The organism is Clostridium disporicum (genome assembly GCF_001405015.1).
Lineage (GTDB): Bacteria > Bacillota > Clostridia > Clostridiales > Clostridiaceae > Clostridium > Clostridium disporicum_B.
The window spans coordinates 1-21,410 of sequence record NZ_CYZX01000032.1; the positions used below are offsets into that span (position 1 = coordinate 1).

Sequence of the window (21,410 nt, forward strand, 5' to 3'; positions counted from 1 at the left end):
TTTTTAAATATATTGAAGGTTGGTATAACAGAAAAAGGCTACACTCTTCTATTAATTACATGACTCCAGATCAATGTGAATTATTAGCTAGAAGTGCAGCATAAAAAAGTTTGACTTTTTGTGTCCAAAATATTGACATAAGACCAGTATTAAGAATTAATTGTAGTAGCTCTAATACTTAAATTTAACATTGACTTAAGAAAAAATAGAAATTGGAAGGTGTATATTATGGAAAATTTGCGTAGAAAGATATTAAAAGAAGGACAAGCGTTGAGCGAAAATGTTCTTAAGGTTGATTCGTTTTTGAATCATGGAGTTGACCCAGAACTTATGTATGAGATTGGAACTCATTTTAAAGATTATTTTATGCAGAAGAATATAACTAAAATATTTACAATTGAAAGCTCAGGAATTGCTCCAACGGTGATGACAGCATTACAAATGGGAATACCAATGGTAACTTTAAAGAAGCAAAGTTCAAAGATACTAAATGGTGAAGTATATCAAACTTTAGTACATTCTTTTACAAAAGGTAGTGATTATGAGTTAACTCTTTCAAAAAAATATATAAGTGAAGATGATAATATATTAATTATAGATGATTTTTTAGCAAATGGAGAGGCTGCATTAGGAGCTGCAAGATTAGTAGAAATGGCAGGAGCGAAGGTTGCAGGAATAGGAATAGTTATAGAGAAATCTTTCCAACCAGGAAGAGAAATGTTAAATAAAAAAGGGTATGATGTATATTCATTAGCTAGAGTAGCTAAATTAGGTAAAGGGATTATCGAGTTTATAGAAGAGTAGAAAATAATATAAAGATGTCTCAAAATAAATTATACTAAGATAGTTAAATTTATTTTGAGACATTTTTTAAATATAAGTAATATATAATCAAAACTTTATTTGTAAAAATATTATTTTGATTTATTTGATGAAGGTCTTGGTTTAGAGTTTCTTTTATTTATAAGAGAAGAAATAGCAAAGCCTATAAATAGAGTTATTAGAGGAAGTACCATCCAAAACATATTATCCGTTAAAATAAATAATATGAAGGCTATTATTACACCAATTGTAAGACCTGATACAATTCCATAGTATAATATTTTTTCAGCTTGCTCATTGCGTTTTGATTGTTTATTTTTCTTTTTACCCATAAATACTCTCTCCTTTTATTACATAATATACCATATTTTAATTATAATATATTACAAATCCTTTTAAAACATTAATAAGTTAAATTGTTATATTGATATAGAGCATTTGATATATTGGCAATTTTTTCTTCTGCATCTTCAAGATCATGTGTGTATAAAATAATTATGTAAGGACTATTATCAAATACAATGCCAACATCATGTATGTATGTATCATAAGTTCCAATTTTATGTGCAACGATATTTTCATCTATGTATTTAGTTAGTCGGTCATTATATTCTGATTGAGTTAAGACTGATAACATATGTTTAAAGTTTGGATAATAACTATATTCATAGATACATTTCAATATTTTATATTCAATAGCAGGAGTTATTATATTTTCAGATGAATTAAAGTCTATTTTAAGTAAATTATATAAATTTTTACGAACTTCTTCATGACCACCAAGATAGCGTCCAAGCATATTTGTCGCAATATTATCAGAATATATAAGTGATAGGTCAAGTAATTCTTGAATGCTATAAGAATCAATATAATATTCATATTGTAAAATGCCTGTACCTTCTTCATAATCTTCAGGTAAATATTCAATATATTCGTTTAAATCTAATTGACCAATTGAGTTTAAGTAGTAAGCGTATAAATTCAAACCAACTTTGTATGTGCTTGCTGCAATAAATTCCATATTATCATTTATATTGATACAAGTATTATTTTCCAAATTATAATAAATCAATCCAATATTATCTATTTCATCACCAAGATATATTTTTATTCTATCATCAATTAAATAATTGTTATTAAAGAGTATACCTAATCTTTCAGAATAAGATAAAGATGTATAATCTAAACTAGATATAGACAGTGTAGTTACACTATCAGAGTCAGGTGAGTTAGAAGAAATAATTCTAGAAGATATATTATCTTCTATTGTAGAATTTACTTCACTTATATTATTTTGAGATGATAAAAAGCTATAGATAAAAAAAGACGATAGTAAGAGTATAGTAAATAATATAGTTAATGTAGATATTTTTCTTTTATGCTTTCTCTTTATTTTCAAATTTGTCACCCTTCCTAAAGTGGTATGTTTGTATTTTAATAAATTTATGTAGATAAAAAATGAATTGTATTATAAAGATAAATGAATAAAAGTGAAAAATATATTGATTAAATTCAGATAAATTTCAGATTGAGGTGATAAACTAGCGCAATTAGATATTATGAAATTTAGGTGAATTAGATTAAAGATAAGACCTATATGATAAAATAGTACTTAATGTAAAAAAGTTTTGTGGAGGAAAGTCATGAATAGTAGAATTTTAGTAGTAGAAGATGATAATCAAATACAGGAATTAATAGTAGAGTTTTTATCATCACAAGACTATATTGTAGATACGGCATCAGATGGAATTGAAGGATATGAAAAGTTTAAAAATGGAAATTATGATTTAGTTATGTTAGATGTAATGATGCCAAAGCTTGATGGATATGGATTATGTAAGATGATAAAAAGGTTAGATGAAAATGTTCCTATAATATTTTTAACTGCTTTAGGTGATGAGGAAAGTGAAGTGAGAGGGTTTGAGCTTAAAGCTGATGACTATATTTCGAAACCATTTTCTTTTAATATATTAATAAAAAGAGTAGAAGCTGTTTTAAGAAGAAATAAGAAAGAAAAAAATGAAAGCGATATTTTAGAATTTGAAAAGCTAAGATTAGAATTGCAAACATTTAAAGCCTATGTTAATAATGAGGAAATTGAGCTTACCTTAAAGGAATTTAATATATTAGCTTTAATGATTAATAGCTATCCAATGGTAGTATCAAGAGAGATGTTAATAGAAAAAATATGGGGTTATGATTACTTCGGAGATACAAGAGTTATTGATGCTCATATGAAAAATATAAGAAAAAAAATACAAAAGGATTATATAAAGACTATAAAGGGTGTAGGATATGTTCTTGAAAAACAAGTGGAATAATCTAAGTATAAAGAAAAAAAACTTTATATGGAGTGTTCTCATTATAATTATTTCGTTTACTTTGCTATATGGTGGGATATATTTATTTATGCCTAAGGTATATGAAAATTATAAATTAAATAAGATTTATAGCAGTATAGAGGAACTAAAAACCACTTTAGAGGAAACTGAAGATTTAGATTTATCAGTTACATTAGATAAGTTTTCATATGACAATAATTTAGACTTAATTCTTGTTAAAAAGGATAAAGAAAATAGGATAGTTTCAATTGTGTATAGTTCATTTAGAGAATGGATAAATGATCCAGGAAAAATACCATTCTTAAAAGAAGAGGAATTACCACCTCATATTTTGAAACGTTTTAAATTAAGCCAAGATGAAGTGAATGAGGCAGTATATAAACCTATAAATAAAAAAGGAAGTTTAAATATTGAAAATGATATAACAATACGTAGTTTAAAAGGAAAGTATTCTCTAATAGTTCATGTAGCTGTAAGTCCTATTGATGAAGCAGCTACAATTGTTGCATTATTCTTCCCATTTGCAATAATAACAATAATTGTTATAGCAATTGCTATCTCAACATTTTATTCTATACAGATAAGTAAGCCATTAATAAAAATAAATGATGTAGCTAAAAAAATGTCTAACCTTGATTTTGATAATGTAATAGAGATTAAAGGGGATGATGAAATAGGGCAATTATCAAAAAGCTTAAACTTAATGAATGAAAACTTAAAAAATTCTTTTAAAGAGTTAGAGCATGTTAATTCTAAGCTTACTGAAGAAATAGAGTTAGAGAGAAAAATAGAAAAGCAAAGAAGGGAATTTATTGCAACAATATCTCATGAACTTAAATCACCTATTACAATTATTAGTGGACAAATAGAAGGAATGATTTATAAAATTGGAAAATATAAAGATAGAGATAAATACCTTAAAGAATCTTATGATGTAGTACAAAAGATGAGAGAGCTTGTACAAGAATTGCTAGATATGAGTAGGAGAGAAGACCAAAAGTTAAAGTGTATTTTTGTTAATATGAATTTATCGATGTTAGTTGAAGATATATTAAATGATTTATATTATTTTTGTGAAGATAAAAATATAACTTTAGAAAAGCATATTGAAGAGAGCGTTTATATAAATGGGGATATAAATTTATTAACAAGAGCAATAACAAATATAATAAAAAATAGTATTGTACACTCACCTATAAATGAAAAAGTTATTATTAGCTTAAATAAGAAAGAATTAGCAGTTCAAAATACAGGTGTAAATATACCTGAAAATGAAATTGAAAATATTTTTGAAGCATTTTATAGAGTTGATAAATCTAGAAATAGAAAAACTGGTGGTACTGGATTAGGGCTATATATTGTTAAAAGTATATTAGATCAACATAAAAATATAAAATATTCAATATACAATAAAGATAATTCGGTTGTGTTTTATATGAGATTCGATGATAATAATTAATAAATTATATGATATAATACATTCTAAGTGATAATAGATTATATTTTAATTAAGGATGGTATTATTAATGATAAAAAGTATTATATTTGATTTAGATGGAACATTATTAAATACAATAGAGGATTTAGCAAATGCTTGTAATTATGCATTAACTACTTTAGGATATAAGACTCACGAAGTAGAGAAGTATAAAACTTTTGTTGGAAATGGAAGATATAAGCTTGTAGAAAGAATGTTGCCAGAAGATAGAAGAGATATGGAGAATATAGAGAAGGCATTAAAATTATTTGATACTTATTACGAAAAACATATGATAGATATGACAAAGCCATATGATGGTATCATGGAAATGTTAGATAGTTTAATTAATAGAGGAATTAATATAGCTGTAGTTTCTAATAAACCTCATGAATTTACAACAGAAGTTGTTAAGAATTATTTTGGAGATAGATTTAAGGTTGTATATGGACATAAGAAAAATACTAAAGAAAAGCCAGATCCTTGGGCTGTACTTGAAGTGATTGAAGAGTTTAATGTGAATAAAGACGAGTGTCTTTACATAGGTGATTCTGAAATTGATATAAATACAGCTAAAAATGCAGGTGTTAAATCTGTTGGTGTTGAATGGGGATTTAGAGGAAAGGGAGAACTTGAAGCCGCGGGGGCAAATTATATAGTGAACAAACCAGAACAAATACTAGAGATACTGTAAAAAGTATCTCTTCTTTTATGTTTAGGTATTTATATTTTTACTAAAAAGCAATATAATATAAGATAGTTAAATAAAGTAATACTTGGCAGCGGGGTTATGCTCATGGAAGATATTGAATGGAGAGTTAGAAGATGAAGACAGTTAAGGAAAAGAAGAAAAAAAGAGTTGTAAAAAGTAATGCAATGAATAGGTTAGCGGGTATTGGTACTTTAATATGTTTAATTTTCTTACTTTTAGTTATAAGGTTAGGTTACATAGTATTTGTTAAGGGAAATGAATATAAAGATAGAGCTGATACTCAATGGAATCAAGAGATACAAGTAACAGCCAAAAGAGGAAATATATTAGATAGAAATGGAAAGTATATTGCTGCATCTGCAACAGTATATAGAGTTGACTTTGATATAGAAGCTCTTTTAACTGAAGCAACAGAAGAAGAGATAGATGTAAAAGAAATTGCTCAAAGTTTAGCTGATACATTAGATATGACTAGAGATGAGGTTCTAGAAATAATTGAAAGCGGACAACCTTATCCAAATTTAATTAGAGGAATTGAGCAAAGTAAAGCAGATGAAGTTAAATCTCTTAATATATATGGAGTAACAGTTAGTAATGATGTAAAAAGATATTATCCTAATGGACATTATTTAGCACAAGCTTTAGGAAGTGTAAATACAGATGGACAAGGATTAACTGGAATTGAATTACAATACGATAATTATCTTTCAGGTGTTCCAGGGTTAAAGATTGAGGGGGTAGATAGTAATCAAAATACTATGCCTTTCGTACCATATAAATTTACACCGGCCATTGATGGAAAGGATGTTGTCCTTACTATAGATGAAAATATTCAGTATTTTGCTGAAAAAATAGCTCAAAAAGGTTTAGATGAAAATAAAGCTAAAGGGGCTTCGGTAGTAGTAATGAATCCAAACACAGGAGAGATTTTAGCAATGGCTAGCAAGCCAGATTATGATCCGAATGAACCTCTAGAAGGATATGATAGTTTTGAGGGAACAGATGACAATGAAAAAATACAATCAATGTGGAGAAACAATATTGTAAGTAATGCATATGAACCAGGATCTACATTTAAAGTTATAACTATGATAGCGGCTATGGAGGAAGGAGTTGTTTCTGAAAATGATACCTTTAACTGTACAGGAAGTGTAAATTTTGGTGGAACAGTAGTACATTGTTGGGATTTAAATGGACATGGAGTACAAACTTTGCCAGAAATATTGAAGAATTCTTGTAATCCAGGGTTTATGGCATTAGGGGAGAAGTTAGGAAAAGTAAAATTAAATGAATATATAAAAAAATTAGGATTTGGTACAGAGACTGGAGTAGATTTGCCAGGAGAAGCTGTAGGTATAGTAAAAGCTACAGAGGAGATTTCAGAGATAGATTTAGGAACAATAGCTTTTGGACAAACAAACTCCGTAACAATAATTCAGCTGATGACCGCTTTTAATGCTATAGCTAATGGTGGAGATTTGATTCAACCACATATAGTGAAGGAAATATCACATACAGATAATAATGGAAATACAATCGTTGATGAAGTTATTGAGCCTACAATAAAGAGAAATGTCTTATCTGAAGAAAAAACATCCATACTTAGAGGGTATTTAGAAAGAACTGCCACTCAAGACGGAGAGCCTGGTTCTTTCGTACAAGGATATGATATTGGGGCTAAGAGTGGAACTGCAGAAAAGTATGATGCAGCTATAGGAGGATATTCTAATACTAAATATATTGCATCAATGATAGCATTAGCACCAGTTGAGAATCCGGAAATTACTGTTTTTATATCTGTAGATGAGCCTAGTACAGGAAAATATTATGGTGGACAAGTAGCTGCTCCGTTGGTTAAAGAATTATTTAAAATGATTTTTGATTATATAGAATCACCTCTTGCTAACAATGAATATAGCTTAGCTAGAGATATAATAGTTCCAGATGTAAGAGGAATGAATAAAGTTGAAGCAGAAAAAGTTCTTGAAGATAACGGGTTAACTATTAAGATAAATGGTAAGGGAGATAGTATTGTATCTATGGATCCTTATCCAGGAACAACAGTTAAAGAGGGTGCAGAGATAGAACTTTCAACACGAGGAAGCAATATTGATAAAAAAGTTGTAGTTCCTGATTTAAAAGGTAAAACTAGAGAAAATGCAAAGGCTCTTTTAGAAAATTTAGGTTTAACATGTACTTTTGAAGGGGAAGGCGATGTGTATTATCAAAATACACCTAAAGGTACCGTGGTAGAAAAGGGTTCTTTAATAAAGTTAACTCTTAAAAAAGAATCAGAGTATTAAGAGGTGTAATTATGAGTACTATAGATTTGCAAAAAAGAATTAAATATAATAAGAGTAAAAAAAAGAAGAAAAAGAAGACTAAAATAACTATTGATAGAGATAATGGAGTATACGTAGCGGTAATATTATTAGTTTTAATTGGATTACTTCTAGTATTTACATCCAGTTCTTATTATGCATTATATGAACAAGGTGATTTGTATTTCTTTATAAAAAAGCAAGCAATTTGGGCTGTGATAGGTCTTGGCTTTATGAGCTTTTTTGCTAGAGTTGATTATCATTTTTTAAGAAAGTTAACTTGGCCTTTAGCTATTGGTACATTAGGATTGCTTGTATTAGTATTAGCTATAGGTAAAGAGATAAACGGAGCTAAAAGATGGCTTGAGTTTGGAGGATTATCAATACAACCATCAGAAATAGCAAAATATGCAGTAGTATTTGTTTTAGCTCATGTCATTGTGAAGATGGGAAAAGAAATTAAAACTATAAGCAAAGGGATTGTTTTACCACTAGCAATTGGAGCAGCTTTTGCTGTATTAGTTTTAGCTGAGAAAAACTTGAGTATTACTGTGGTTATAGCCCTGGTTACTTATTTTATGATAATGGTTGGTGGAGCTAATATTAGAGTATTGATAGGGTTAATACCAGTCGGATTTTTAGCAGGACTTGGATTAATTGTAATTGAGCCATATAGATTAGAAAGATTAACTACTTATTTAAATCCATGGGCAGACCAATCAGATTCTGGGTACCAATTAGTTCATTCACTTATGGCTATAGGATCAGGTGGTGTAACTGGACAAGGGTTAGGTAATTCAATGCAAAAGGCTTTATATATGCCTGAACCTCATAATGACTTTATATTTGCAATTCTTGCAGAAGAGTTCGGATTATTAGGATGCATATTTGTAATAGGATTATTTATATTTTTTATAATTTCAGCAATAAAAGTTGCTATGAGAGCAAAAGATATTTATGGTAGATTACTTGCTATAGGGATAACTTTAGTTATAGCTATTCAAGCAATAATTAATATTGCTGTTGTAACAGGGTCGATACCTGTAACTGGGGTACCGCTTCCTTTTATTAGTACAGGAGGTACATCATTACTTATAAATTTAGTAGCTATGGGAGTGCTTTTAAATATAGCAAAGCAAGGAAAGAAGAGTAAAGTAGATGCTGAAGATAAGGTAAGAACAATAAAATAGAGCAAATTTTGATTGATTAAAGAATAAAATCTTTAATCAATCATTTTTTTTTATAAAAAATTTCCTAGGAAATTAAACAAAAGTAGATTTTAAATAGTCTAGATAGTGAATTAGTAAATAGGCTTATTAAATTGATTCAAAATAGGAGGATAAAATTAGTCCTTTTGATATTGATTTAATTAAATAATATAATATAAATTTAAAGATTATGTAAATATATATTGAATAACCTATTTTTGTGAATTTTACCTGATAAAAGTATAAAATTTATTTGATGGATTAACATAATAAGTTATAATACTAATATAAATATTTAGGGAGTGATTTTTTGTTTGGATATGTAACTCCACTTAAGCCAGAGATGAAAATAAGAGAGTATGAAACTTTCAGAGCATACTATTGTGGTGTATGTATGCATATTAAAGAGAATTTTGGAAATATACCAAGAATGACTTTAAATTATGATATGACTTTTTTAGCCATGCTTTTAGATGCACTTCATAATGAAGGACCAAAATTTGAAATGAAAAGATGTATAGCTCATCCTCATAATAAAAAGCCTATGGCCATAAAAGGGGAAGCTTTGTCATATGCTGCAGCTATGAATGTTAGCTTAATTTATTATAAGCTTATAGATGATATAAATGATGATAAGAGTATTAAGAGTAAGATAGGAGCAATGGTTTTATCTCCTTATAAAAAGAAATTTAACAGAAATGTTACAAGGGTAAATGATATAATAGAAGAAAATTTAAATAAACTATCTTTATTAGAAAAAGAGAAAAATTTTAATTCTATAGATGAAATATGTGATCCTTTTAGCTTAATAGTAGCTAATATACTAAAGTTTTATCCAGAAGAAATAGATAATGATTCTGAAGAGCTAAGAGATAATCTTTATAGTTTAGGTTATGCTATAGGAAAATGGATTTATGTAATAGATGCTTTAGATGATTTAGAAGAGGATATTAATAATGATAAGTTTAATCCTATAAATTACTTATATAATAAGGAGAATAAGCCATATAAAGAATTTATTCAAGAAATAAAACCGAGAATAGAATTTACAATATTAAATTGTGGCTATAACTGTAAAGAGTCTTTAGAAAGATTACCATTAAAGAGAAATAAAGAAATACTAGAAAATATAATTAGTCTTGGTATGATGGATAAGTATACTAAGATAGTTGAGAATTGTAATTGTAAAAGTAGCAAGAAAAGAGGTATATAAAATGAATCCATATGAGGTACTAGGGGTAAAGCAAGGAGCTTCCCAAGAAGAAATTAAGGCAGCTTACAGAAAGTTAGTTAAGCAGTATCATCCAGATCAATATGGAGATAATCCACTTAAGGATTTAGCGCAAGAGAAATTAACAGAAGTTAATAAAGCTTACGATATGCTGAAAAATGGTGGAGGAAGTACTGGAAGTAGCTATAACTCAAACTATAATAATAATTCAAATTCAAGTTACAGTGGGGGATATAGCAATAATGTAGCTGATTATGCTGAAATAAGAAGACTTATTCAGATGAGAAATAATATTGAGGCAGAGAGAAGATTAAATGCTATGGCTAATAGAGATGCAGAATGGCATTTCTTATATGGAGCAGTTCAGCTTAATAAGGGATGGTTTGATTCAGCTCTTAGCAATATTGAAAAAGCATGTCAGATGGACCCTAATAACTTTGAATATAGACAAAGTTTAAATCAGTTAAAGATGAGAGGTGGAGGATATGCAAATCCTTATAGAACTTCACAAGGAGGAGTAGATGCATGTACTTGCTGTAATAACCTTATATGTGCTGACTGCCTTTGTGAGATGATGGGTGGAGATTTAATAGGGTGTTGTTAAAGCGTGAAAAAATCAATTTATATAGTAGTTATTGATAAGTAAAAATAGTAAATATAAATTAGAAGGTTTGAGTTAATGAAAGGAGAGTGTATTAAATGAAATCTAAAGAAATAACATTAGGAGGAATAATGGTTGCATTAACTAGCATTATTCTATATTTAACTTCATTGATACCAATCAATACATTAACTATATTAACAGTAGCTTCAGCGATAATACCAATATGTATTATAAGAAGTGATATTAAGACTGCTATTTTTGTATATATAGCTTCAGCGTTAATAGCGTTTTTCATTGTACCAATTAATATAAGCATGCTTTATGCCATATTTTTTGGTATATATGGTATTATAAAATTTTTCGCGGAAAGAAATAGGAGTAAGTTTGAAGCTTTATATAAAATAGGCTTTTTTAATATAGCATTTATAGTGGGATTTATCTTATTTCAAAATGTATTAGGAATAAATATTTTAAAGGGTGTAGAAGAAATACTTTCAAGATTTATAAATGGAGATATTAAGGTTATAACTTTTGCATTATTTTTAATAGTGGCCAATTTAGCTTTTTTAGTGTTTGATTATGCATTAACACTTATAATAAGTTTTTATATGGAGAGAATTCACAAAAAAAGCAGGTAGAAATAGTAATTGTCAAAAAATTAATATGGTTAATTTGAATTTAATATGATATATTTATGATATCGTTTAAAGTAGGGGGAAGTAATTTGCAAAAGATAGCTATAATAACTGATAGTGGATGTGACTTAAGTCAAGAAACTATTAAAGAGAATAACATACATGTACTACCATTTAGAATAATCTATAGTGATAGAGAGTTCTTAGATAAAGTGACAATAAGTGAAGAGAAAGTATATGAAGACTTAGCAAATGGAATTATTCCAACAACTTCATTACCAGATTTACAATATACAGAAAATATTATTGAAAAGCTAAAAAATGAAGGATATACTCATGCCGTGGTAGTTACTGTATCAAGTAATTTATCAGGTACATTTAATAGTATACAGCTACTTTGTGAAGAACACCCTGAGCTTACATATCATTTCTTTGATACAAAAACTTTGGGATTCCCCGTTGGAGCTATGGCTTTAGAGGTGGCTAAACTTATAAAAGAAAAAGCTTCTTTTAAAGAAATTGTAGACAAGCTACCAAGTATAAAGGAAAATGTAAGTGCTTATGTTACATTTAATACATTAGAGTTTTTAAAAAGAGGCGGAAGAATAGGAAAGGTGGCAGGAACTGTAGGAGAAATTCTCCACTTAAAACCTATTATTTCATCAGATGATGAAGGACAACTTTATCCATTTTGTAAAGTAAGAGGGAGAAAGAAATCTATATCTAAATTAAAAGAGATATTAAACTCTTATTTAAATGAAGGTAAGTGTAGAGTTTGGGTACTAAATGGTGCAGCCCTAGAGGAAGCCAGAGCATTTTTTGAAGAAATTAAGAATTACCATAATATTAGCAAAATCTCGTTTGAAACTATAGGTGCAGCTATGGGAGTGCATACAGGTCCAGGTGCAATTGGATTATGTATAAAAAAAGAATATTAATACATATAAGTAATAAAAATTAATAGTATATACATAGAAAAGCGTGAAAATGAAAAGTTCACGCTTTTTATTAATTTAATCTCTTAAATTAATTTGTTTATATATATAAGAGATAAGTAGTTTAATAAAATAATATAAAAGTTATATGAATATTGTAAAAAGGAAAAACTACAATTATAGAATAATAGGAAATTATGAGGTGATGTTTTGAAAGTTCTAGTGTTAGTGATTAAGTTAAGAGCATCTTGGGTACATTCATTAAAAGAAAAACGTATGATACTTTTAAGTATAACTAAAAGATTAAAAAATAAATATAATGTATCTGTAGGGGAAGTAGGAGAACAAGATACACATAAAATTATTCAAATTGGAATTTCTCAAGTAGCAACTTCTAAAGATGTGCTATATGCTTCAAAAGAAGATATAATCACATTTATAGAGGAGAATTGTGAGGCAGAAATAATTGATATTGAAGAAGAAATTATAGATTTTTAAAAAAATGCAAGTTAAAGCTTTGGAAATATATTGACATCAAGGGAAATAAAGTATATATTTATAATATCAAATAAATTAAAATTAAATATTTTTCTTATCAAGAGTGGTGGAGGGACTGGCCCTGTGAAACCCGGCAACCTGTTAATAGTTAACAGTTATTAGTTAATAGTGAAGAGTTTAGTAATAATTATAGAAAGTTATTATTAAGAAATTACGAAAATATTTCATATAAAACTCTAAATTTTAAACTTTTAATTTTTAACTGTATTCGTGGTGCTAATTCCAGCAGCTGTAGAGCTGATAGATGAGAGGGTAAATTAATAGTGACTTATTTCGCACTTGAGTTTATTCTCAAGTGCTTTTTTAATGTTTTAAAACTAAGTTTTACAATAATGGAATGGTGTTATTCTAAAAAGAGGTGATATGAATGATTAAAATAAGCAATATAGAAAAAAACTTTGGAGATACGAAAGTTCTTAGGGGGATTACTTTAAATATTAATGAAGGTGAGATTTATGGACTTATTGGACATAGTGGAGCTGGTAAATCAACATTGCTTAGATGTATTAATGGATTGGAAAACTATAATGACGGTTCAGTAATTGTTATGGGGAAAGAGGTAAAGGATCTTAAAGAAAAAGATAAAAGAGAGTTTCGAAAAGATTTAGGAATGATTTTTCAAGGTTTTAATCTTCTTAAAAGAAAAACTGTATTTGAGAATATTTCATTACCTCTAGAAGTTTGGGGATATAAAAAAGATTATATTAAAAAAAGAGTGGACGAGCTTTTGGAACTTGTTGGATTAAGTGATAAATCTAAAAGTAAGCCATCAGAACTAAGCGGTGGGCAAAAACAAAGAGTAGCTATAGCAAGAGCCTTAGCTTTGGAGCCTAAAATTCTTTTGTGCGATGAAGCTACATCAGCATTAGATCCTAAAACTACTAAAGATATTTTATCGCTTTTAAATGATATAAATAAAAAATTAGGAATTACTATAGTAGTTGTTACTCATCAGATGGAGGTTATAAAGCAGATATGTGAAAAGGTAGCTCTAATTGATGGTGGGGTATTAGTAGCAGAGGGAAAAGCTGATGATATATTCTTAAAACCAGGTATCTCACTAAAGAAATTCTTAGGAGAAGAAGATGATGATACTTTATCTCATGAAGGAGTAAATATAAAATTATTCTTTCCAAGTAAATCTTCAGAAAATGCTCTTATAACAAAGATGGCAAGAGAACTTAATATAGATTTCTCAATAGTTGGTGGAAAGCTTGAAAAGTTTAGAGATGAAGTTTTAGGAACTTTAACTATAAATATTAATAAAGAAGATAGAGAAGCTGTTATGAGCTATTTATCAAATAAAGATATTATATTGGAGGTGTTATAGGGTGGATGCAAAAATGGTAAATATAATAATAAAGGAATTAGGCGCAACAGTATATATGGTGTTTTTCTCAACATTATTTGCAACTATTCTAGGATTTGTTTTTGGAATAATAGCAGCTATTACTTCCCCAAGTGGATTAAAGCCGAACAGAATAGTGTACAAGATTCTTGATACTATAATTAATGTACTAAGAAGTTTTCCTTTTATTATTTTAATAGTTTTTATAATACCGTTGACAAGAGCTATAGTAGGAAAATCTATAGGAAATACTGCGGCTATAGTTCCTTTAACGATAGCTGCAGCACCGTTTGTAGCAAGAATAATTGAATCTTCATTAAAGGAAGTAGATCCAGGAGTAATAGAGGCAGCTAAATCTTTTGGAGCATCAGATAGTCAAATTATATTTAAAGTAATGCTTAAGGAAGCTGTTCCAAGTATTATTTCAGGATTAACTTTAACAATTATTAGTGTTATAGGATATTCGGCTATGGCTGGAAGTGTTGGAGCAGGGGGACTTGGAAAGGTTGCAATAACATATGGTTATCAGGGATTCCGAACAGACTATATGGTAACAACAGTAATCATTCTGATAATAATAGTTCAAAGCTTACAAAGCTTAGGAAATTATTTATATAAGAAATTAAATTAGAATTAAAAAATATTGAGGGGGCAAACAAATATGAAAAGAAAATCAATTTTATCATTAGTATTAACAGGAGTATTAGCTATATCACTTATAGGATGTGGAGGAAGCAATTCATCATCAAGTGATGATAAAACTATAAGAATTGGAGTATCACCAGTTCCGCATAAGGAGATTGTTGAACAAGCTGTAGAAGAATTAGAAGATAAAGGGTATACAGTAGAAATAGTTGAATTTGATGATTATGTATTGCCAAATACAGCAGTGGAAGAAGGAGAATTAGATGCGAATTATTTCCAACATATTGCATATTTAAATACGTTTAATGAAGAAAATGGAACACATCTTACGTATACAGCTGAGATTCATTTAGAACCAATGGGGGCATTTTCTAATAAGTATAAGTCTGTAGATGAAATTGAAGATGGAGCAACAGTAGCAGTTCCAGATGATTCTAGTAATGAAACAAGAGCTTTAAGAGTTTTAGAGGCTGCAGGACTTATAGAACTTGCGGAAGGTGATATATTAAAGGTTACTGATATAGTTTCTAATCCAAAGAACCTACAATTTAATGAGTTAACTGCAGCAAGTTTACCAAGAGTATTAGAAGAGGTAGATATAGCTGTAATAAATGGTAACTATGCTTTAGAAGCTGGATTAGATGTGAATGAAAATGCATTTTATTCAGAGGATAAAGATAAAGATTCATTAAAGGAAAGAAGAAACGTATTAGCTGTTAAAGAAGGTACTGAGAATAGTCAAAAAATAAAAGATTTAACAGAAGCGCTTACCTCTGATAAAGTTAGAGATTTTATAAATGAAAAATATAAAGGGGCAGTTGTTCCAGTATTTTAATAATTAAAAATGATAAATGGCAAATGGCAAATGATCACTTGCCATTTTAAATTTGCTATTAATTTAATCACAAAGGTGTTTATGAGTTAATATATTAAATATATAGCATTGTTTCAAAGGAGACAGAAAAACATGGCTGTCTGGATTTTAGATGCAGGTCATGGTGGAAATGACACAGGTATTGTTGGAAGAGCGCTTGGTATAAAAGAATCAGATATAGTATTAGAAGCGGTATTAGAAGCTAAAAAACATTTAGAGAGAAATGGTGAAAATGTTGTATTAACTAGGGATGATGATACTTATTTATCCTTAGAAGAACGTATAAACATTGCTGAAAAAAGTGGTGGAAAGTTTTTTGTAAGCTTTCATATGAATTCTGATATAGATAGTAGTATAAAAGGAGTACAAGTATTTTATACTAAAGATAATTATGATAGTAAGAGGCTTGCAAAACTTATAAGTGAGGAAATACTATGTGACTTGGGGACAAATGAAAAAGGGGTATTAAAAGATGAGAGCGAAAAATATGATAAATTTTCTGGTATTGCAGTGATAGTTTATGGTGAGTACTTAAGTAATAATGATGTAGAGAAAGAGTTTGATGGTAAAAGGTTTGGACGTATGATTGCAAAAGCATGTTTAGCTATGGTTGATAAGGTGTTATTACTTACTCCAATTACTGAACCTAAGGAAACTCAACAAAGGGCTTGGAGAGTATGCATTGGATATTATAGAGATTATAATGAAGCTATAGATGTAATGGTAGATATGCATAAAAAGGGGTTTAAACGAGCTCATGTAGTTCCTTACAATGGAAAATAATTTTTGTTAAAGAACTATGAGAGAATATTAAAAGTTAATATTATTATAAAAACCTTTAGAATATGTTTTTTATTCTAAAGGTTTTTCTTTATATGAAAAATAGAAAGACAAGCTTTTAAAATATAATTAAATGAAGTATACTTTTAAGTAAGATTCTAAATTGATAATTAAAAAATAGGTTGAACTTAGGGGAGTGGGCTAAAATTATGAATATAACAAATATAGCTGTAGGATTAACAGGAGGAGATCTTTTAAGTATATTAGATGATTTTGTATCTATAGAGGGGTTAACTATATACAGTATAGATATGTCAGATTGTATACTTATAAGAGGAAACTTTAAAAAAGGAATATCTATTGATTTTGAATGTGGATTAAGAGTTAAATCGATTGAGAATGATATGATTCAAGGGGAGATATGCAAGTTTAGAGTATTAAATATAGGAATAGCATCATTTCTTAGAAAAATAGCATTAAAATTTGCGTTAAAATCTTTTGCTGATAAAGGTATATATTATAAGGATGGAAAAGTAAACATTCAATATAAGTATATATTGAAGGATGTTCCATATATAGATTTTAATATAAATGATTTAAGATTGTTAGATAATAAATTAGTAGTTGGAGTTAATAATGTTTCTATTTCTTTAGGTGGAGAACTTAAAAAAGAGGTTAAATTATTTAAGGAAGAACAAAATGAAGAAGAAGTTAGAGAAGCAGAGGAAAGAGGAAAGACAGAAGATTTATATACAGTAGGAAGAGAAAAGGTATCTGAAAAGTTACCGGAAAGGGTAAAAAAATATTCAGATTATATTTTTGTTATACCTGATATAGCAGCTTTGTTAACAAGATTATTAAAGGATAATAGGGTATCAATAAAAACAAAGTTAATAATATCAGGATCTATAGCTTATATAGTTATACCGACTGATATTATACCAGATAAAATTCCATTTATAGGTAAAGTGGATGAGTTAGCTGTAGCATTTTTTGCGTTAAATAGAATTGTTAAAGATGTACCATTGCATATAATTTTAGAAAATTGGCAAGGTAAAAACGATATTATATTAGTAATAAAAAATATAATAGAGTATGTAACGAATTTTACAGCGGCACAAAATGTTGAGACTTTATATGAATTTATTGAAGAAGTTTTATCTGTTTAGAAGCGAAAGGAAGATTAAGTTTGAAATATTATGCAGTTTATAAAGGAAAATCAGGAGCACCTAAAATTTTTACTTCTTGGGATGAATGCAAAAAAGAAGTTATAGGATTTAAGGGAGCTATTTATAAAAGTTTTACTTCTGAAAAAGAAGCTATAGATTTTATTGCGTTAAATGCAGGAGTAAAATCATCCACATCAGAAAAAAAAGAAAAAGATAGTTCTATTGAAGGCCTATGTATATATGTAGATGGAAGCTTTATGATAGATAAAGGAAACTACTCTTTTGGTTTAGTAGCAGTAGAAAATGGAGAAGTAATACACAAAGATAATGGAAAAGGCTTTGATGATGAGGCAATTGCCCTTAGAAATGTTTCTGGAGAGGTTCTTGGAGCTCAAAAAGCCGTAGAGTTTGCATTAGATAAAGGGTATAAAGAAGTGACTATAGCGTATGATTATCAAGGTGTTGAGTCTTGGGCAATAGGTGCATGGAAAAGAAATAATAGAATAACTCAAAATTATAATAAGTTTATGCAAGAAAAGATGAAACTTATAAATATTAAATTTAAAAAAATAAAAGGTCATTCAGGAGATAAGTATAATGATATGGCTGATATGCTTGCTAAAGAAGCTTTAGATAAATAAATTTTAATATGTTTAGAATTATAAAAAATACACATACTAAATCTAGTAAAGCTTATTAAAAGAGGTGTATTTATATGTTTAAGAGTTTAGCAACAGGAATAGTTATTGGAGCAGCAGCTGCTATGGTTGTATTACCACAACTTGATAGAAAGACTCAAAGAGCTGTAAGAAGAACAGGAAAGAAAATGTGTTGTATGGCAGGCGATGCTTATGACAATATTCTGAATTATATAAAATAATATAGAAAACTGTTATGATTTTTCATAACAGTTTTCTTGTAATTGGAATAAAATATATACTTTTTTGAAATAAATTATGATATAATTAAAAATAATAAATGGATTTTTAGAAAAAATAATAATAAATTGTAGATAGAAGAGGAAGAGCAGAAATATGGAGATTCTTTCATTAGGTGAGAAGATAAAGAGGAAAAGAAAAGAATTAAATATGACACTAAAAGATTTGGCGGCAGACAGAATTACTCCTGGTCAAATAAGTTTGGTAGAGTCTGGAAGATCAAATCCATCTATGGATTTATTGGAGTATTTAGCAGAGAATCTTCAAACTACAGTAGAATATCTTATGGAATCAGAAGAGAGCCAGGCTGAGAAAATTTGTGTCTTTTATGAGAAAACTGCTGAATCATATGTTTTAAGTGGAGATTTCATAAGTGCAGAAAAATATATAGAAAATGCATTATATTATGCTGAAAAATTTGGATTAGAATATAGGAAAGCAAGAAATTTATATATTAGAGCTGATATAGCCATGAAAAATGGAGAATTAGCTTTAGCACAACAAATATATCTTTCAGCAAATGTTATATTCATAAAACAGAATAAGTATGAAGAAGTTACTAGGACATTTCTTAATTTAGGAAAAATTACTTTAAAGTTAAAAGCATATCATTCAGCAACGAGTTACTTAAGACAAGCTGAAAAAGTATATTTGGATAATAAAATAGGAGACGACTTATTGTTAGGTGAAATATATTATCAAATGGCAGAAGGATATTTTAAGATTGATAATATTACAAAGGCTATGAATTATTCTTTCTTAGCAAAAGAAAAGTTTGAGCAAGTGTATGATGAAGAGAAATATGCAAAAACACTTCTAGGTATTTCTGAAAAATATAGCGAAAATGGTGATTTGAGTAATGCTATAAAATATTCTGAGAAGGCATTAGAAGTATATAAAGATCTTAATAAAGGAAGTCATATAGCTTATATTGAAAATAATCTTGGAAGATTATTTTATGAGTTTGAAAATTTTGAAGAATCATTCAAGCATTTAGAAATAGCTAAAGATTTAAGAAGCAGAAAAAAAGACCAAAGCGTTGTTGAGACTTTATTTAATATATGTGAAAACTATATTAAGCTTAAGGATATTGAAAAATGTGAAACTACATTAAAAGAAATTAATCATGTGATAGATGAGAATTTTGTTGAAAATGTAATAGAATATAATCTTTTATGGTATAGAGTATATACAATAAAAGAAATGTATAAAGAAGCAGAAAATATACTTATTGATACATTTAATTTAGCTAAAGCAAATGAATTATCAAAGAAGGCAGCGCAAGTAGCTATTATGATAGGAAAATTTTATATTGACTGGAAGCAAGATAGTGAGGCGGCTAAATACTTAGATCAAGGTGTAAGTATATTAAAAGAACTAGGCGTTTTAACTAACTAATTTACTGGGGGTAGCAATGGAAATATTATCAACAGGAGACAAAATAAGAAGAGCAAGAGTATACGAAGGGATAACTTTAAAAGAGTTATGTGAAGATAAAATATCAATTTCGAAAATGAGTTGTATAGAAAATGGGAAAATTAAACCAGATGAAGAAACATTAAAATACATTGCAACGAAGTTGAAAGTAAATTATGATTACTTAGTTCAAGATATAAGAGGACAAATAGAAGAAAATATTAGGTTAATTGATAAGGGAAACTTACCGCGAGAAGAATTATTTAAGCTAATCGAATATATTCTTAATTATTCAATTAACTGTGAGTATTATGATTTAGCCTTTATAATTATTCATAAGTTATTTTCTATATATGAAGATAGTGATAATATTGAAAATATGCAACTTATAATAGCGAAATATTATGATATTTATCAAAAAAATGAAATTAAAGAAAATACTCTAATTTATTATAAAGACATGGCAACATTTTTTATGAAAATAAAGGAGTATTATGAGGCTATAAATTATTATGACAAAATATTAAAAATATTAGAAGAAAGTAATTTCAATGATAAAGATTTGTTCGTACGTTCATCTTTTAATAAAGGAATATGTTATATGGAGCTTGGAGAAATAGAAAAGTCCTATTCAATAGTTGAAAAAATTATTTCCGATATAGACTGTATAAAAGAAATCCAAATAAAAGGGTATATTTATCACATATTTGCTTGCCTTAGTATATTAGCGAATAAAGTTAATGCAGATAATTATATTCAAATGTCTTATGAATGCTTAAAAGATGATAAAAAATCACTAGCAAAGATTAAAGATAGAATAGGAAGATTTTTTTATCAGATTGGAGATGATGAAAAAGGAAAAGAAGAGACGCTAGCTGCAAAAAATATGGCATGTGGGTATGATACAATAGAATTCATAGACGTTTTAATAGATTGTATTGAAACTTTCTATATATACAAGGAATTTGAATTAGCAGATGAAATGATAGATAAGGTACTAAATCTTTCTATTTGTTCTGAAAATACCGCTTTAATTGAAAGGGCATATTATTTTAAAGGTATGCTTCTGCAAAAGCAGGGTCAATATAGGCAAGCGGAAACATATATGAATATTTCTACAGATTATTTTTTGAAATCTGCTAGTGTTGAAGATACATATAAAAGATATAATGAAATGGCAGAGCTATATTATAATCTAGGTGAGCCAAGAGAAGCTATAAAATATTTTACTTTAGCAATGAATTTAGATAAAAATTAATATAAAATAAGGGGCTGTCTCTGAAATGATTTTTAAAATCATTTCAGTAGACGGTCTTTTTATTTTTTATTCATATATTTATATGAAATTATTTCTAAATGAACAAGTTTTTTGACACGACAAATAGGAGGTTATAA

At 28.2% G+C, this 21,410-nt stretch carries 22 protein-coding genes and 1 riboswitch; of the genes, 20 read left to right on the plus strand and 2 right to left on the minus strand.

The window, feature by feature from the left end:
* Positions 1-228: 228 nt before the first annotated feature.
* Positions 229-804: a xanthine phosphoribosyltransferase gene (locus ARA56_RS15470; protein WP_055268305.1), complete on the plus strand. Its 576-nt coding sequence runs from the start codon at positions 229-231 to the stop codon at positions 802-804.
* A gap of 110 nt (positions 805-914) precedes the next feature.
* On the opposite strand, the gene ARA56_RS15475 is transcribed toward ARA56_RS15470, so the two are convergent.
* Together ARA56_RS15475 and ARA56_RS15480 are read right to left on the minus strand one after the other, a co-directional pair.
* The gene (locus ARA56_RS15475) at positions 915-1,154 is read right to left on the minus strand and encodes a hypothetical protein (protein ID WP_055268307.1); all 240 of its coding nucleotides are present in this window, start codon (positions 1,152-1,154) and stop codon (positions 915-917) included.
* Between the two features lie 71 nt (positions 1,155-1,225).
* On the minus strand, positions 1,226-2,221 hold the full coding sequence (locus ARA56_RS15480) for a serine hydrolase (RefSeq protein WP_055268309.1): 996 nt from the start codon (positions 2,219-2,221) through the stop codon (positions 1,226-1,228).
* 244 nt (positions 2,222-2,465) lie between these two features.
* Here ARA56_RS15480 and ARA56_RS15485 point away from each other — a divergent pair, with 244 nt between their 5' ends.
* The 19 genes from ARA56_RS15485 (at position 2,466) to ARA56_RS15570 (ending at position 21,273) form a co-directional block, all read left to right on the plus strand.
* Entirely contained in the window at positions 2,466-3,143 is a 678-nt protein-coding gene (locus tag ARA56_RS15485) for a response regulator transcription factor (protein WP_055268311.1), read from the plus strand.
* Between the two features lie 88 nt (positions 3,144-3,231).
* Positions 3,232-4,623 (plus strand): sensor histidine kinase, encoded by a 1,392-nt coding sequence (locus ARA56_RS15490; RefSeq protein WP_055268313.1) that lies wholly within the window; start codon positions 3,232-3,234, stop codon positions 4,621-4,623.
* A 67-nt stretch (positions 4,624-4,690) separates the two neighbouring features.
* Positions 4,691-5,335: an HAD family hydrolase gene (locus ARA56_RS15495; protein WP_055268315.1), complete on the plus strand. Its 645-nt coding sequence runs from the start codon at positions 4,691-4,693 to the stop codon at positions 5,333-5,335.
* Positions 5,336-5,466: 131 nt separating this feature from the next.
* The gene (locus ARA56_RS15500) at positions 5,467-7,656 is read left to right on the plus strand and encodes a stage V sporulation protein D (protein ID WP_055268317.1); all 2,190 of its coding nucleotides are present in this window, start codon (positions 5,467-5,469) and stop codon (positions 7,654-7,656) included.
* 11 nt (positions 7,657-7,667) lie between these two features.
* On the plus strand, positions 7,668-8,864 hold the full coding sequence (ftsW, locus tag ARA56_RS15505; RefSeq protein ID WP_055268320.1) for a putative lipid II flippase FtsW: 1,197 nt from the start codon (positions 7,668-7,670) through the stop codon (positions 8,862-8,864).
* 328 nt (positions 8,865-9,192) lie between these two features.
* Positions 9,193-10,095 (plus strand): DUF5685 family protein, encoded by a 903-nt coding sequence (locus tag ARA56_RS15510; protein WP_055268322.1) that lies wholly within the window; start codon positions 9,193-9,195, stop codon positions 10,093-10,095.
* A 1-nt stretch (position 10,096) separates the two neighbouring features.
* Positions 10,097-10,717 carry a J domain-containing protein gene (locus ARA56_RS15515; protein ID WP_055268324.1) on the plus strand — a complete coding sequence of 207 codons (621 nt, stop codon included), beginning with the start codon at positions 10,097-10,099 and terminating at the stop codon, positions 10,715-10,717.
* 95 nt (positions 10,718-10,812) lie between these two features.
* Positions 10,813-11,355: a DUF2232 domain-containing protein gene (locus ARA56_RS15520; protein ID WP_055268326.1), complete on the plus strand. Its 543-nt coding sequence runs from the start codon at positions 10,813-10,815 to the stop codon at positions 11,353-11,355.
* Between the two features lie 86 nt (positions 11,356-11,441).
* Positions 11,442-12,290, plus strand: coding sequence for a DegV family protein (locus ARA56_RS15525; protein ID WP_055268328.1), 849 nt, complete (start codon positions 11,442-11,444; stop codon positions 12,288-12,290).
* Positions 12,291-12,497: 207 nt separating this feature from the next.
* Positions 12,498-12,785, plus strand: coding sequence for a DUF503 domain-containing protein (locus tag ARA56_RS15530; RefSeq protein WP_055268330.1), 288 nt, complete (start codon positions 12,498-12,500; stop codon positions 12,783-12,785).
* Positions 12,786-12,876: 91 nt separating this feature from the next.
* A riboswitch (SAM riboswitch) is annotated at positions 12,877-13,096 on the plus strand.
* Between the two features lie 116 nt (positions 13,097-13,212).
* On the plus strand, positions 13,213-14,175 hold the full coding sequence (locus tag ARA56_RS15535; RefSeq protein WP_055268332.1) for a methionine ABC transporter ATP-binding protein: 963 nt from the start codon (positions 13,213-13,215) through the stop codon (positions 14,173-14,175).
* A gap of 13 nt (positions 14,176-14,188) precedes the next feature.
* Positions 14,189-14,824, plus strand: a complete 636-nt coding sequence (locus ARA56_RS15540; protein ID WP_055268346.1) for a methionine ABC transporter permease — start codon at positions 14,189-14,191, stop codon at positions 14,822-14,824.
* Between the two features lie 30 nt (positions 14,825-14,854).
* Positions 14,855-15,673, plus strand: coding sequence for a MetQ/NlpA family ABC transporter substrate-binding protein (locus tag ARA56_RS15545; protein WP_055268334.1), 819 nt, complete (start codon positions 14,855-14,857; stop codon positions 15,671-15,673).
* A gap of 132 nt (positions 15,674-15,805) precedes the next feature.
* Positions 15,806-16,495 carry an N-acetylmuramoyl-L-alanine amidase gene (locus tag ARA56_RS15550; protein WP_055268336.1) on the plus strand — a complete coding sequence of 230 codons (690 nt, stop codon included), beginning with the start codon at positions 15,806-15,808 and terminating at the stop codon, positions 16,493-16,495.
* A 206-nt stretch (positions 16,496-16,701) separates the two neighbouring features.
* Positions 16,702-17,661, plus strand: coding sequence for a YkvA family protein (locus tag ARA56_RS15555; RefSeq protein WP_055268338.1), 960 nt, complete (start codon positions 16,702-16,704; stop codon positions 17,659-17,661).
* 20 nt (positions 17,662-17,681) lie between these two features.
* Positions 17,682-18,302 (plus strand): ribonuclease H1 domain-containing protein, encoded by a 621-nt coding sequence (locus ARA56_RS15560; protein ID WP_070205707.1) that lies wholly within the window; start codon positions 17,682-17,684, stop codon positions 18,300-18,302.
* A 74-nt stretch (positions 18,303-18,376) separates the two neighbouring features.
* Complete coding sequence (locus ARA56_RS16760) at positions 18,377-18,541, plus strand: YtxH domain-containing protein (RefSeq protein WP_148315783.1); 165 nt, start codon at positions 18,377-18,379, stop codon at positions 18,539-18,541.
* A 154-nt stretch (positions 18,542-18,695) separates the two neighbouring features.
* A complete protein-coding gene (locus ARA56_RS15565) occupies positions 18,696-19,997 on the plus strand; it encodes a helix-turn-helix domain-containing protein (RefSeq protein WP_055268342.1) in 1,302 nt (433 codons plus the stop codon).
* A gap of 16 nt (positions 19,998-20,013) precedes the next feature.
* Positions 20,014-21,273, plus strand: a complete 1,260-nt coding sequence (locus tag ARA56_RS15570; protein WP_055268344.1) for a helix-turn-helix transcriptional regulator — start codon at positions 20,014-20,016, stop codon at positions 21,271-21,273.
* The last annotated feature ends 137 nt before the right edge of the window (positions 21,274-21,410 follow it).

Bases quoted from the DNA above. Each gene is read 5' to 3' on its own strand.
- ARA56_RS15470 (WP_055268305.1), top strand. From the start codon at position 229: ATGGAAAATTTGCGTAGAAAGATATTAAAAGAAGGACAAGCGTTGAGC.
- ARA56_RS15475 (WP_055268307.1), bottom strand. From the start codon at position 1,154: ATGGGTAAAAAGAAAAATAAACAATCAAAACGCAATGAGCAAGCTGAA.
- ARA56_RS15485 (WP_055268311.1), top strand. From the start codon at position 2,466: ATGAATAGTAGAATTTTAGTAGTAGAAGATGATAATCAAATACAGGAA.
- ARA56_RS15490 (WP_055268313.1), top strand. From the start codon at position 3,232: ATGCCTAAGGTATATGAAAATTATAAATTAAATAAGATTTATAGCAGT.
- ARA56_RS15495 (WP_055268315.1), top strand. From the start codon at position 4,691: ATGATAAAAAGTATTATATTTGATTTAGATGGAACATTATTAAATACA.
- ARA56_RS15500 (WP_055268317.1), top strand. From the start codon at position 5,467: ATGAAGACAGTTAAGGAAAAGAAGAAAAAAAGAGTTGTAAAAAGTAAT.
- ftsW (WP_055268320.1), top strand. From the start codon at position 7,668: ATGAGTACTATAGATTTGCAAAAAAGAATTAAATATAATAAGAGTAAA.
- ARA56_RS15515 (WP_055268324.1), top strand. From the start codon at position 10,097: ATGAATCCATATGAGGTACTAGGGGTAAAGCAAGGAGCTTCCCAAGAA.
- ARA56_RS15520 (WP_055268326.1), top strand. From the start codon at position 10,813: ATGAAATCTAAAGAAATAACATTAGGAGGAATAATGGTTGCATTAACT.
- ARA56_RS15535 (WP_055268332.1), top strand. From the start codon at position 13,213: ATGATTAAAATAAGCAATATAGAAAAAAACTTTGGAGATACGAAAGTT.
- ARA56_RS15540 (WP_055268346.1), top strand. From the start codon at position 14,189: ATGGTAAATATAATAATAAAGGAATTAGGCGCAACAGTATATATGGTG.
- ARA56_RS15545 (WP_055268334.1), top strand. From the start codon at position 14,855: ATGAAAAGAAAATCAATTTTATCATTAGTATTAACAGGAGTATTAGCT.
- ARA56_RS15550 (WP_055268336.1), top strand. From the start codon at position 15,806: ATGGCTGTCTGGATTTTAGATGCAGGTCATGGTGGAAATGACACAGGT.
- ARA56_RS15555 (WP_055268338.1), top strand. From the start codon at position 16,702: ATGAATATAACAAATATAGCTGTAGGATTAACAGGAGGAGATCTTTTA.
- ARA56_RS16760 (WP_148315783.1), top strand. From the start codon at position 18,377: ATGTTTAAGAGTTTAGCAACAGGAATAGTTATTGGAGCAGCAGCTGCT.
- ARA56_RS15565 (WP_055268342.1), top strand. From the start codon at position 18,696: ATGGAGATTCTTTCATTAGGTGAGAAGATAAAGAGGAAAAGAAAAGAA.
- ARA56_RS15570 (WP_055268344.1), top strand. From the start codon at position 20,014: ATGGAAATATTATCAACAGGAGACAAAATAAGAAGAGCAAGAGTATAC.